At 42.5% G+C, this 13,999-nt stretch carries 9 protein-coding genes; 4 read left to right on the forward strand and 5 right to left on the reverse strand.

Annotated features, from left to right (window positions below):
• Positions 1-110: 110 nt before the first annotated feature.
• Entirely contained in the window at positions 111-2,120 is a 2,010-nt protein-coding gene (locus BM386_RS12040; protein ID WP_091694322.1) for a urocanate hydratase, read from the forward strand.
• Here the strand turns inward: BM386_RS12040 and BM386_RS12045 are convergent.
• A complete protein-coding gene (locus BM386_RS12045) occupies positions 2,117-2,737 on the reverse strand; it encodes a Uma2 family endonuclease (RefSeq protein WP_091694326.1) in 621 nt (206 codons plus the stop codon). The genes BM386_RS12040 and BM386_RS12045 overlap by 4 nt on opposite strands.
• A 126-nt stretch (positions 2,738-2,863) precedes the next feature.
• Between BM386_RS12045 and hutG the strand changes: the two genes are divergently transcribed.
• Genes hutG through BM386_RS12060 form a run of 3 tightly spaced genes read left to right on the forward strand, consistent with a single transcriptional unit; the run spans position 2,864 to position 6,071 of the window.
• On the forward strand, positions 2,864-3,826 hold the full coding sequence (hutG, locus tag BM386_RS12050) for a formimidoylglutamase (RefSeq protein ID WP_091694330.1): 963 nt from the start codon (positions 2,864-2,866) through the stop codon (positions 3,824-3,826).
• 34 nt (positions 3,827-3,860) lie between these two features.
• Positions 3,861-5,051, forward strand: coding sequence for a 6-bladed beta-propeller (locus BM386_RS12055; RefSeq protein WP_091694333.1), 1,191 nt, complete (start codon positions 3,861-3,863; stop codon positions 5,049-5,051).
• A 36-nt stretch (positions 5,052-5,087) separates the two neighbouring features.
• On the forward strand, positions 5,088-6,071 hold the full coding sequence (locus BM386_RS12060; protein WP_091694336.1) for an SMP-30/gluconolactonase/LRE family protein: 984 nt from the start codon (positions 5,088-5,090) through the stop codon (positions 6,069-6,071).
• A gap of 75 nt (positions 6,072-6,146) precedes the next feature.
• Here the strand turns inward: BM386_RS12060 and BM386_RS12065 are convergent, their stop codons facing one another.
• From BM386_RS12065 to BM386_RS12080, 4 genes are all read right to left on the reverse strand, one after another.
• Positions 6,147-7,367 (reverse strand): cupin domain-containing protein, encoded by a 1,221-nt coding sequence (locus tag BM386_RS12065; RefSeq protein WP_091694338.1) that lies wholly within the window; start codon positions 7,365-7,367, stop codon positions 6,147-6,149.
• 68 nt (positions 7,368-7,435) lie between these two features.
• Positions 7,436-9,679 (reverse strand): outer membrane protein assembly factor BamB family protein, encoded by a 2,244-nt coding sequence (locus tag BM386_RS12070; RefSeq protein WP_091694341.1) that lies wholly within the window; start codon positions 9,677-9,679, stop codon positions 7,436-7,438.
• 249 nt (positions 9,680-9,928) lie between these two features.
• A complete protein-coding gene (araD1, locus tag BM386_RS12075) occupies positions 9,929-10,945 on the reverse strand; it encodes an AraD1 family protein (protein ID WP_091694343.1) in 1,017 nt (338 codons plus the stop codon).
• Positions 10,946-10,974: 29 nt separating this feature from the next.
• Positions 10,975-13,920 (reverse strand): FAD-binding and (Fe-S)-binding domain-containing protein, encoded by a 2,946-nt coding sequence (locus BM386_RS12080; RefSeq protein WP_091694346.1) that lies wholly within the window; start codon positions 13,918-13,920, stop codon positions 10,975-10,977.
• Between the last annotated feature and the right edge of the window lie 79 nt (positions 13,921-13,999).

Consider the following 13,999-nt stretch of genomic DNA (forward strand, 5'->3'; position numbering starts at 1 on the left):
AAGAAACTTTTCTCCTTTATGGCTTTGAGGGAGAATATTAAAATTATCTGTCAAAACCCATTTTCGCTGCGCCGTTGCGCCGCCGCGAGCAACCCCAATTCGTAAATCACATGAATTCCCGAGAGCAAATAACCCAAGGCATTCCTTCACAACTTCCTTCAAAAAGATCCCGAAACACAACTTTGAGCCATGCTCCTAAGCGCAAGGATATACTTTCGACAGAAGAGAAAAAACTGGCTTTGAGAAATGCTTTACGCTATTTCCCAAAAGAATGGCATGCGGAATTGGCAAGTGAGTTTTCAGCAGAACTGAAGGATTTTGGCAGGATCTATATGTATCGATTTATGCCGGATTACGAAATGCGGGCAAGACCTATCGAAGACTATCCAGCCAGGTCGAAACAAGCAGCGGCAATTATGCTAATGATTCAGAACAACTTGGATCCGGCAGTCGCTCAGCACCCAGAAGAACTAATCACCTACGGAGGAAATGGAGCTGTATTCCAAAACTGGGCTCAATATCTTTTGGTGATGAAATATCTCTCAGAGATGACAGATGAGCAGACATTGCATATCTATTCCGGCCATCCCATGGGCCTTTTCCCTTCTTCCAAAGAAGCTCCTAGAGTTGTCGTAACCAATGGGATGATGATTCCGAATTACTCCAAGCCAGATGATTGGGAGAAATATAATGCACTGGGTGTGACACAATACGGACAGATGACTGCTGGTTCATTTATGTATATAGGTCCGCAGGGAATTGTACATGGTACAACCATTACGGTGATGAATGCTTTTCGCAAAAAACTGAAAGCAGGAGAAACGCCAGCAGGAAAAATATTTTTAACAGCAGGGCTAGGCGGAATGAGCGGCGCTCAACCGAAAGCTGGGAATATCGCAGGTTGTATCACCATTTGCGCTGAAGTGAATCCTGCCGCAGCGAGGAAAAGACATGAACAAGGATGGGTGGATGAATTGATTGAAAACCTGGATGAACTGGTTCTCCGTACGCAACTAGCTAAGCGTAACAAAGAGATCGTCTCTCTGGCTTTCATCGGGAATATCGTAGATGTCTGGGAGCAATTTGACAAAGAGGAAATTTTCGTGGAACTGGGTTCTGACCAGACGTCACTCCACAATCCATGGGCTGGAGGTTATTATCCTGTTGGGCTTTCCTTTGAGGAGTCAAACAAGCTAATGGCAGAAGATCCAGAGGCCTTCAAAGTTAAAGTTCAGGAGAGCCTACGAAGACATGCTGCTTCGATCAACAAGCATGTTGCAAAGGGAACCTACTATTTCGATTACGGGAATGCTTTTTTGCTGGAAGCTTCAAGAGCTGGAGCAGACGTTATGGTGGAGAATGGTATTGATTTCCGATATCCTTCCTATGTTCAGGATATTTTGGGACCAATGTGTTTTGACTATGGATTTGGTCCATTTCGGTGGGTTTGTACCTCTGGCAAAGCCGAAGATTTGAGAAAATCAGATCAGATTGCCGCAAGAGTTTTGAAAGAAATCATGCAGAATTCCCCGGAATCCATCCAGCAGCAAATGCAGGATAATATCACTTGGATCGAAGAGGCTGAAAAGAACAAATTGGTAGTTGGTTCTCAGGCTAGGATACTTTATGCTGATGCTGAAGGCAGAGCGAAAATCGCCAAAGCATTCAACGATGCAATTCTATCTGGAGAGATTTCTGCTCCGATTGTGCTGGGTCGAGATCATCATGATGTAAGCGGGACAGATTCACCTTACCGTGAAACAAGCAATATCTACGATGGCAGTAAGTTTACCGCAGATATGGCTATTCATAATGTGATTGGAGATAGTTTTAGAGGAGCAACCTGGATTTCGATCCACAATGGTGGCGGTGTAGGCTGGGGAGAAGTGATGAATGGGGGTTTCGGGATGGTACTAGACGGGTCGGAGGATGCAGAAAGAAAGCTGAAGTCAATGCTTTTTTATGATGTAAATAATGGAATTGCCCGAAGAGCTTGGGCCAGAAATTCAGGATCTTTGGAAGCGATTCAACGGGAAATGGATCGAAGTCCTGGATTGAAGGTCACCATTCCAAATTTGGTTGATGAGGAAATTTTCAAAAATTTGGACAAAGTAATCTAAGATCTAAAGACCTCTTCCAAATCCAATTTAAATCCGGGGATTACCGCGGATGTTACTCTATCTCCGAATGTAAATAGTCTAGAAGGCTGAAATCCGCCATTTATCAAAGTATATATCAAAAGGGTGCATTCTGAAGGATGGATAACCCAATATTCTCTGACTCCGTATTCCTGATACAAGTCATATTTATTTTGAAGTTCCACCCGACTATTTCCTGGAGAAAGTATCTCGACTATCAAGTCTGGAGCTCCCCAACAGCCCTTATCATCCAACTTTGACGGATCACAAATCACAGAAATATCCGGCTGGACTACCGAGTCAGTTTTTGAAAAATCAGGATCTTTGGAAAACCTCACATCGAAAGGCGCCGAATAAACTTTGCATGAGTGATTTTTTAAAAAACTGAAAATTTTAAAAAAAACATTACCGGAAACCTCTTGATGCCTTCGATTGGGAGCAGCCGCCTTTGCAAAAATCTTTCCTTTGATCAACTCAACAATCTCCTCATAATCCCATTTGAGATAATCAGCATAAGAATACCCTGCAAAGGAACTACTTGGCTCCTCAAAAGCTTCCAAATCAACATTCTCTTTCTGCGGAATCCTATATTCTTTCATGGCCGGAGGAACTGGGTTTTAAAGCACATCTTTTGAATATTACCTAAAAACAGAATACATTGTTTCTGGTATTAAGAATATCAAAGCGCAATTTTTAAGTTACTATAAAATTACAAAATACTCAACATGCTTCATCAAAACCCAAATCCTTCCCTATGGACAGGCAGAAAATCGGAAACCATTGAATACTGGCACCAAGCTGCGATTTCGGTGAGAGACCTCCAGCTAGACGAAGGTCAGCAAACTCCAAAAGTTGGCATTTTAGGATACGCAGGAGAAGAGGGAGTAAAAAGAAATCAAGGCAGATTAGGAACCGCGGAAGGTCCAAATGCTATCCGAAAAAGCCTGGGAATGCTAGCTTTTCACCTTCCTGAGAAAAGTAGAATTTTTGATTATGGAGATATTTACACGGAAAATTCTGACCTAGAGTCCAGCCACGACCTGATAACAAAAACCGTTTTGGAATTATTGGAAACCAAGCATTTCCCTATCCTATTAGGAGGCGGGCATGATTTGGCTTTGGCACATGGAAAAGGTATTTATCAGCATTTAGCTTCCAAAAATCAAAAGCTTGGCATCATCAATATGGATGCACATTTTGACCTCCGGCCTACCATCGATGGACTGGGGCATTCAGGTTCTCCCTTTCTTCAACTTGCTCAGGAGAATAAGGATACATTTCAATATTTATGCTTAGGCGTGCAGCGATCGGTTAATCCAAAATCACTTTTTAAAACCGCCGATGAAGTTGGTGCAAAATGGATGGTGATGGAGGATTTCAGATTGAATAACTGGGAAGTGATTCAGGAAAAAATTCTTTGGTTTCTCGACTCAGTGGACAAAATCTATCTCAGCGTGGACATGGATGGTTTTTCTTCGGCTTTTGCACCCGGCGTATCTGCACCATCTCCCATGGGTTTCAGACCTGAATTCGCATTCAAGGTTTTTGAATTGCTCGCATCCAGCAAAAAACTGATTTCCATGGATGTGGTAGAACTCAACCCAGCTTTTGACCACGATCATGCTACGGCAAGATTGGCCGCCAGGTGCGCAGAATATGTGGCAAGGAAGGTATTGGGATTACTTTAATAAACAAAAAACAACTATTTAAACTTGTGACCTTATGATTCTTCGAAGTAGAATAAATATACTTTGGCTACTCTCCTTTTCAGTTATTGCCTGCTCACCGAGTGAGAATAATGACGAATTACCAAGCGTTGAAATCACTGAAAGCAATATCGTAGCGATAGATGAGGCCATTTCTTCCATTGAATTTATTCCGCTTAAGAATCAAGAGGACTCTCCAGTAAACTTGAATTGCAGTGTTTGGAATCTAAAAGTCACCGAGGAATTCCTAGTCTATTCTACCATTTGTAACCCTGAGGCTAAAATCCATCTATTTGATTTAAGGGGGAATTATATCAAGAGTTTCCAAAGAATTGGAAATGGTCCAGAAGAATATCAAAATTTACAAGGTGTTGATCTGAATCAAGACACTTTGAGTATCACTGTTGGCGGCGGCGTTATTAAGCAGTATTCCTTTCCGGATTTTGAATTTATTGGTACTGTTACTTTGGATAAAAACGCCCTTTTCATTCCTTATTTCACAAAAATTTCTTCAAACAAGTGGCTGACTTCCCCCATGTTTGATGGCAACTTAAATGAAAACGGTGAGTTTGGTGTTTTTAAAATCCTGGATAGCTCCACGGGAGAAATCACAGAGCTGCCCATTACTGGCACGCCCATAACTGCCGAAATTAGTGAAGGAGAATTTGCAAGATTGGGAGAGCATTCATTACTTCTCAACTATGCTTTTTCAGACACACTCTATCACTTTGAAAATGAAAAATCAACCCCACTGATAAGCCTAGATTTTGGAGCAAGAAAGCCGAGTGCGGAAGATCTGAAAATGGATGGGGAAAAGTTCGAGGCCACAGTTACAAGCCAGCCTTTTGTAATCAATATGGGCAAAATCTGGCATACCGAGGATGTTTCACGCCTTAAAACCTTTGCTCTTGCCAAAAACCCTGAAATGGATATTACGAATATGCGTACTTTCCCAGTACATGAGGTTTTCATAGATCATAAATCCAAAAGAGCTATAGCTTTCCAGTCACTCGCTGGCTGGTCCAATGGAAATGGCTTTGCCAAAGACGGGTATTTCTACGATGTTCTTCGGACTGAAGATTGGCTCTATGCACTTGAGAAAGGATCTCTTGGAAAATATGGCGAAAAACTTGAACAAATCATTAGCGATATGGGAGACTTTGAAGACCCCATTCTGATCAAATATCAAGTAAAAATGAATGAATAAGTGATCAACTAACCTAAATACAATAAACCTATACCTATGAAAAAACCTATTTTAACCCTGATAGCCTTTGCGCTACTCTATTCAGCTGGAGCACAAGACATTAATCCTACTACCACCGTTGAATATGTGTCTGAAGAACTTTCCGGCATCATAAAAAAAGATGCGAAAGTTGAAGTCATTGCCGAAGGTTTTCAATTTACCGAAGGACCACTTTGGGTGGCAAAGGAGAAAATGCTTTTACTTTCCGATGTCCCAGCCAACACCATCTATAAATGGACTGAAGCCGAAGGAAAAGAAGTTTTTTTAAAACCTGGCGGCTACACCGGCGCAACAGAGCGAGGTGGTTTTATGGGATCAAATGGCTTATTACTCACTCCAGACGGAAAACTGTGGATTTGCCAGCATGGAGATAGAAGGATAGCAGAATTGAACACTTCGCTCTCCGATCCAAAACCAGAATACTCAACCGTAACGGGGGAATACGACGGGAAAAAGCTAAATAGTCCTAATGATTTGATTTTGTCCAAAGCAGGGAATCTATATTTTACAGACCCATCTTATGGACTGACAAGTGATTCAAAAAAGGAAATTGACTATCAGGGTGTTTACAAAATGGATCCAACCGGCAAAGTCACCATGTTACTTGACTCCATCGATCAGCCGAATGGAATCGCGATTTTCCCAGATCAGAAAACACTGTTGGTTTCTAATTCTGACCCCGAGAAAAAAAGATGGTATGCTTATGACTTAGCTAAGGATGGCTCAATCACCAGTGGAAGAATTTTTTACGATGCCAGTAGTGCCTCAGAACCTGGCTTATGTGACGGGTTTAAAATTGATAAAAAAGGCAATGTCTTTGCATCAGGTCCCGGGGGAATCTGGATTTTCAATAGATCAGGGGAAATATTGGGGAAGATCAAGCTGGAAGGTGCGACAGCAGCAAATTGTGCGCTTACTCCTGACGGAAAAACTCTTTTTATAACTGCTGAAAAACATCTACTTCGCATGAAAATGCGATAGGCTACTAAAGCCAAAACCCTCCATAATTTTGATATGGAGGGTTTTTTAATTCTATTCTACTATGATTCGCTAAACTTATCGCTGATCGTCATCTCCCATCACATCATAGCCTCGCCATTTGAATTCCTCAGCCAATCCTGAAGCTGCCGGCCAGGCAATTTGATGTTGAGGACTGGCCACCCACTTCATTCGATTCTCTTCGGTATCAAAAGATATTTGGATTTGATAATTGAATTTGGTTGGTTCTGCTTCTATGCCTTTTGCTTGCTCCTCGGGAAAAAGACGCAGGAGTTTGGAGCTTAAATATCCATCCTGAACTGTCATCGCCGGAACATAAATGGAATGATACATTTTTTCGAATGCCTCTGCATTTTCCGGCAACACCACAAAGTCCATCTGTAAAGCCATAGCTTTTGGCTCAGATAGGGCATTCTGGGAAATGGAGTTTCTATCAGCAGAGACTGCGACACCGATTACCAACAATTCAAGATCACCTGAACCTGTATTAATCAATGTGATAGTTTCTCCTAATAAGCCTGTAAATGCATCATCAGCTACCACAGGTTTTGTCACTCCTTCAATCGAAAGATTTCCCTCGCCTTTCATGACATAATAAACTTCCTCCACGCCTTCTAATCTCCGAGGGCCAACTGATTTCCCCGCGGGAATTACCAGATGATCTACATTGTTCCAATTGGTTTTAAAGACCTCTGGACCAAAAGCTCTTCGCGCCAATGCTCCATTCCCAACGTAGGGATGATTCTCATCCCGAAGTTTAGCTTGATCAAATTGGTAGGAAACAAAAACAGGAACTTCGTCAATCTCCGCTCCTTCGCGTGTATCACCCAGGTCAAAGGCATCTCCCTGAGCTTTTCTTTCCGAAACAGCATAATTCAACCATTTCAAAGGTTCATCACCGGAATTATAAATAGCATGGGCATCACCTAGTTTGCAGGGCACAGCAACTGGACCTTTCAAGGTAGAAGTACGACCATTCACGGTGAATTCTGCTTCACCTTCGAGAAGTATATACATTTCCTCAATAGAATGGTGAAAATGGTGACCTATTCCTGATTTAGCCTGTATCTCTCCAGAGTGGAGATAAAGAAAGTTGGTGGAGAGATCATTTCGCCCTACTAATTGGGTAAAGCCCATTTTTCCAGCTCCGGCATGTACAGCAGAAAGCTCCCGGTATTTTACGGGATCATTATGAATTATTCGATCTCCAGTATCAGGTTGCTGAGCCCAAGATGCCAGCGTCGCAAGAGAAATGGCTAAGGTTAAAATAGTTTTCATGTCATTTTAGGTTTAAGAGATTAAATAGAAGTAATAGGATTAAGCTGCTCCCTTATCAGTTCAGTTTATTACTCTGGTAGAGAATAAACCACATATCCTTTTGGCAGAGCGCCTGGTCTTTTGGAGAAGTCGTAACTCGAAGGATCAAATCGATTGGAAGCATTAATAACTAAATACTGCTTCCCATTTACGACATACATTCCCGGCTGCCCAGTCGATTCGTTATCAAGCGTAGTTTCCCAAAGGATTTTTCCGTTGTCTGCATCAAATGCATAGACAATACCTCCTTTGCCAGTAGCAAAAACGATGTCCGTAGAAGTGATAACCATTCCTTTTCGAATTGTTCCACTTGGAGCACCTGTTGTTTTATCTCCTTTGGAAAAAGCAGAATCCAAGCCGATTGGCTGACGCCACTTCACAGTTCCATTATTGAGATCATAAGCAAAAATGGATGCCCAAGGCGGAGCTGTTAAAGCCTGCCATTCCGTACCGTATGCGGTAGTGTATCTATCCTCTGGATGGACTACATCGGCTGGATAATCCTCTAAGGGAGCAGCTCGAGTGGTATCATCGGGGATTTTTATACCTCCAGAGGCTACCACAGGACCTGTGATTTCAGGAGCATCTGAAGCAGTCATCATTCCTCTAAATCGGCTTGGGGACCCGCCGAGGTAGCGGTGCATCGCCAAAATAGTAGCTTCCTCAATATGGACAAAAGCTGGCATTCTGCCTCGTCCTTCCGACAGTAAAGTCTTAAATTCATCATAGGAATACCGGGTACCTGCATTGATCAGGGATGGTCCTGCGCCACTTCCTTTCATGCCTTCTCCATGGCAAGTCTGGCAAGACCCCTCGTAGAGCGTACTTATTTTATTCTTTTCATCATCCGAAAGTACAGGCTCTACAGGAACTACTTTTGAAAGCTTGTAAATCGAAGCATAATCCTGAGCCATGATGTACATGATGCCTTTTTCTGGGTTAGTACCCGTATTCCCATAGCTGGCGCCTCCCAATGCTCCAGGCATGGTGATGGTTTCGTACTTATCGGAAGGAGGAATATAGAGTGCTGATTTGGCAGTATCCAATCGCTGGTACCATTGTTCCTTTACTTCGTCAGAGAAATAAGGGTTTAAAGTTTCCTTGGTTACCTCATGTCGAGTAAAATCCGGAATCACTGCGGGAATAGGCTGAGTCGCCCAGGATTTTTCACCTGGCATTTCGCTAGCAGGAAATGGTCTTTCTTCAATTGGAAAAACAGGCTCTCCAGTATCTCGGTCAAACACAAAAACAAATCCATGCTTGGTAGCTACCGCCACTACATCGATCTCTTTTCCATCCTTATTTATAGTCAATAATTGTGGAGCTGAGGCTAGATCGTAGTCCCAAAGATCATGATGTACGGTTTGATAATGCCAAAGTCGCTTGCCTGTTTTCGCATCTAATGCCACCAGGGAATTTCCAAAAAGACCTGCTCCCTCACGGTCTGCCCCATAGAAATCGTAGGTTGGCGAGCCAACAGGTAAAAACACGATACCCCGTTCTTCATCCACCGTCATTTCACTCCAAACATTGACGGCTCCTACGTACTTATAAGCATCTTTTGGCCAGGTATCGTAACCAAATTCTCCGGGTTGCGGTATGGTATGAAATGTCCATTCCAACTTACCCGTGACCACATTATAAGCCCGCACATAGCCTGGAGGTGAGAAAAAAGTCTCTCCAGGTGCAGAACCCAAAATTACCAAATCTCCAAATATTACTCCTGGCATCATGGATTGCATCCGACGAATACTGGTTTGGTCGCGATCCAATCCCACACGTAAATCTACATATCCGCCAGTTCCAAAATCAGTGATGCTTTGCCCTGTGAGCGCATCGATTTCCTGGAGCGAATTATTCAAAGTGAACACAAGTCTTTTATCGCTTTTGTCCTCGCTTTCCCAGTAGTTTATCCCCCTTCTGGACAAACCTCTCAAATCAGTATGTATCCAGATTTCTTTCCCTGTAACTGCATTCAGTGCAATGAGAGAATTGTTTTTCCCATATACATACATGATGGTATCAACTACAATCGGGCTAAAACTGTAGAAATTATTATCCTCGATGGGATAATTCCAGGCTATTTCTAGCTGGTTCACATTTTCTTTAGTGATCTGTGAACCATTGAAAAACTTGGATTGGTCTGGACTTCCTCCGTAGTGTGACCAGGTGGTGTGTTCACTTTTTTGGTCTGGAGAACAACTGAAATTAGTCCCGAGAAGTAGTGCGAGACTGATACTGGTTAATAGGCTTAGGGTCTTTTGGGTTTTCATTTTATATAATGAATAAATTTTGCATAAAGCTAACTTATCAATATATACTTCGCCACTACCAATTCCAAGATTAATTATATGACTGCTAGAATTTAAGTTGGAATTGGCACCCTAACTTTTTCTAGTCAAACCTAAAAATCCTTATATACTAATAAAAAGACATTAGCTGGCTCCTCTAATTGGTTAGAGAACACGAACTAAAACTTAATTATAAAGAGCAATCATTTGTTCTAAAATGCTGGAGAAAGCTTAAACACCAGACTTCACCTGTATGAGTTCAATAGTATTTTCGGCAACTTCTATCGGATTAATGAGGGCACGACCCATTCCTTCCCAATGCACTTTCATTTTATCACCAGTTTGCAATTTGATACCAGCACCGAAGCTGAAAGCCCCTGTTCCATAAAAATGGACATGTGCCTGAAGTGGCTGACGATGATCCGGATATTTGAAATGATGGTACTCCAAATTCGATAAACTGTGCGCCATATTAATTTCACCAGTCTTTATGTCTGATGTCCACAAAACTTCTTCATGGCGGGAAACCGTTACCACTCCATTTAGGTCAGAAAAATCATCTGTAAGTACTAATTCAGGTCCGATAGAACAAGTTCGCAACTTGGAAGGAGCTAGGTAGAGGTAATTCTTCTTTTCCATCACATGATCAGAAAATTCATTACCTGTAGTAAAACCAATTCGGACAGGCTGTCCATTGCTGTCAACAAGGTAAACACCTGCTATCTCAGGCTCTTCTCCCCCATCGTCTCCAAAATCAGGAACTTCCAACGCTTCACCATGAGCTTTGAGAATAGATCCAGTTCCTTTATAAAACCATTCTGGTTGAATACCAACCTGCCCATCTGCTGGCTTCCCTCCTTCAACTCCCCATTGATAGACTTTCATGCTGTCCGTTAGCGAATTTCCGGCCTCACTTTGGTGCATCACATTTCTGTTCATAGCACTACTATGGTGTGTCAGCCCTGTACCAGAAACTATGCAATTGGATGGTATATCTGGATTATCAAATGAAGGCAATAACTTCCATTCACTTAAACCATTATAAACTTGATCGTATTCGATCTTAAAAGTGGAGAGCTGGTGTTCTAAAAGCGCATGAACGGAAATTCCTGATTCTAGCGATTTTGTTACCAATTGGTAGATTGACGTGAATTCATTCACTAAAACCAAAAAAGGTTCTTGAACTACTGCTATTTTCCGTCCTTCTGCAGGATGTCTAAGTTGTACTAATCGGGTCTTATCGTTCATAATATGTTGAGTTAAAAATGTAATAGTAATTAGGAAATCAAAGCTTCCCATAAAATTTCCACTGGGTGCTTGGCTTTCCTGCCCGTCCCGTCAGCAATCTGATGACGGCAAGAGGTACCCGGTGCTGCAATAATTGTTTCGGCATCAGCCTTTCTAACTGCTGGAAAGAGCACCAATTCTCCCACTTGCTGGGAAACCTCGTAATGCTCCGCTTCATAGCCAAAGCTTCCGGCCATCCCACAGCATCCGCTCGGGATAGTTTCTACAGAGTAATTTGCAGGAAATGAAAGTATCTTTTGGGTCCAAGTCATGGAAGAAAGAGCCTTCTGATGGCAATGTCCATGAAGTTTTATCTTCTGATTTTTAGTAGTAAACAAATCTGAAGTGATATTCCCGGCAGCAATTTCCTGAGCCAAAAACTCATCGATCAACTTCACATGAAATTTCAATTTCTTGGCAGCCTCCACCAATTCTTTTTTAACAATCCGGGGATATTCATCCCGAAAACTCAAAATAGCGGATGGCTCCAAACCGATTAGAGGGGTATTCCCATCAATCAGCTTCTCAAAAACCTTCACATTAGCCTCTGCATGTTTTTTGGCTTTTGGCAGCAAACCCTTAGAAAGTGCAGATCTACCGCTTTCCTCATGATCCACGATTTTCACCTCATATCCAAGCTTTTTGAGGAGTGAAATCGCTTTAATCCCGATCTCAGTATCATTGTGGTTGGTGAATTCATCTACGAAGAAGTAAACTGACTTGATCTGCTTTGCAGCTGTTGGCAGCGACTCATAATTCCTCTTATACCATTTTCGCAGGCTGACTTTACTGATTTCAGGTAGATTTCGATTTGGGGCTACGCCCAAAACAGACTTCATCAACCCACCAATCAAGCTATTACTCAGCATGAAATTGGCCAATCCTCCGGTTTTCGAGCCAAATTCATTCAGTTCATTGATGTAAGCAAAAGCTCGTGAGCGAAGCGGAATGCCGTTCGTTTTTTGGTATTGATACAGGAATTCGGCTTTCATACTGGACATGTCCACATTGGAAGGACATTCTGCTGTACATCCTTTGCAGGAAAGACACAAATCCATCGCCTCCTTGATTTCGGGATGGTTAAAAGCATTCTCCTTTTTATCCATAGTGAGAAACTCACGGAGCGTATTGGCTCGACCTCGAGTAGTATCCTTTTCATTTCTAGTAGCCATGTAGCTTGGACACATGGTACCACCAGAGCCTGGAAGTTTACGGCAGTCACCCGATCCGTTACACTTTTCTGCCAAGCGAAGAATCCCTCCTACATTAGAAAAATCCATCAAAGTATCGTGAACTGGAGTCTCCATATCCGGCTCATAACGCAGAAACTTGTTCATCGGCGCAGCATCCACGATTTTCCCCGGATTGAAAATATTCTGAGGATCCCATGAGAATTTGATCCTTCGGAAAAGCTCATAGTTCTTTTCCCCAACCATCAGAGGAATAAAAGCAGCCCGTACTCTTCCATCTCCATGTTCACCAGAAAGTGAGCCTTGGTATTTCTTCACCAACTCAGCAGAAGCTTTTGAAATCTTATAAAACTCCTCCACATCCTTTGACTTCTTCAGATCCAAAATGGGTCTCAAATGTATCTCTCCAGCACCTGCATGGGCATAATAAACGGGTTTTTGCTTAAACCCATTCATCATTTCGGCCACCTCATCCATATATTCCGCCAGATCTTCAATATCCACGGCCGTATCTTCAATACAGGCGACTGCCTTCGCATCACCCGGTATATTTGCCAGAAGCCCCAATCCCGCTGAACGAAGTGCCCAAGCAGTTGAAACCATCGCAGGTTCAATGATCGGATATGCATAGCCAAGACCAGTTTCTATCAAATCATCCACCAATGCTTTGCCTTTGGCCATAGCTTCTTCCAGCGTTTGACCACGAAACTCCACCATCAAAATAGCCTCAGGATCACCTTCTACAAAATATCGGTTTTTGCTGTATTCAATACTTTCCTTGGTACAGTCCAAAATAATCTTATCCATCAACTCAACCGCCGTAGCTGGATGCTTCATGGCCGTCTGTGCAGAAACCATACTTTGATGAATCGTTTCAAAATGCGCTGCAACTACGATTTCTACAGGTTCAGGAAGTGGATCCAAACTGATTTTGATTTCAGTAGTGAAAGCCAAAGTCCCCTCAGAACCACTAAGCAAATTGCAGAAATTGAATTTTTCTTCCCCTTCGAAAATATCAGCCTTCAACAATTCATCTACCGCATAACCGGTATTTCTTCTATGGATTGACTTTTTGGGAAATTGCGCGTGAATCTCTTGTCTAGCCTCTTCATCACTTAATTCCTCCAGGACTTTTCTATAAATATCCCCTTCCAATGATTTCAGTTTTGTCTTCTCTTCAAACTCATCTTTGGTAAGTGCCTCAAACTTCACCGGATTCCCATCGCTCAAAATCGTATCCAATGAAATGACTTTATCTCGTGTCACTCCGTAAACAATCGATGTGGTTCCAGAAGAATTATTCCCGACCATCCCGCCAATCATGGCACGATTCGCAGTAGAAGTAATCGGACTGAAGAAGAGTCCGTGCGGCTTCAAATAGCGATTAAGCTCGTCGCGTACCACTCCAGGCTGCACACGCACCCAACGCTCTTCTACATTCAACTCCAATATTTTGGTGAAATGTTTGGAAACATCCACCACAATTCCGTTTCCTACACATTGTCCTGAAAGGGAAGTTCCGGCAGTTCTTGGGATCAGAGAAGTGCCGTTTTTGAAAGCAAAAAGTATTAGCTTCTGGATATCTGATTCGGATTTTGGAAAAGCTACTGCCAAAGGCATCTCCCTGTAAACGGAAGCATCTGTGGCGTAAAGGGTCTTTGTCAAAGAATCAAATTGCAAGGTTCCCTCCAATTGGGCGGAAAGCTCCTGAATCAAAGGCAATAGGTTAGGTAGGTCTGAACTCATGTTCAAAAATAACCCGATGAGATGGATTTAGGGAAAAGTTGGGAAAAAGAATTTGGAAATGGACAAGGCTCAATGTGCA

Source organism: Algoriphagus locisalis (assembly GCF_900116615.1).
Taxonomy (GTDB): domain Bacteria; phylum Bacteroidota; class Bacteroidia; order Cytophagales; family Cyclobacteriaceae; genus Algoriphagus; species Algoriphagus locisalis.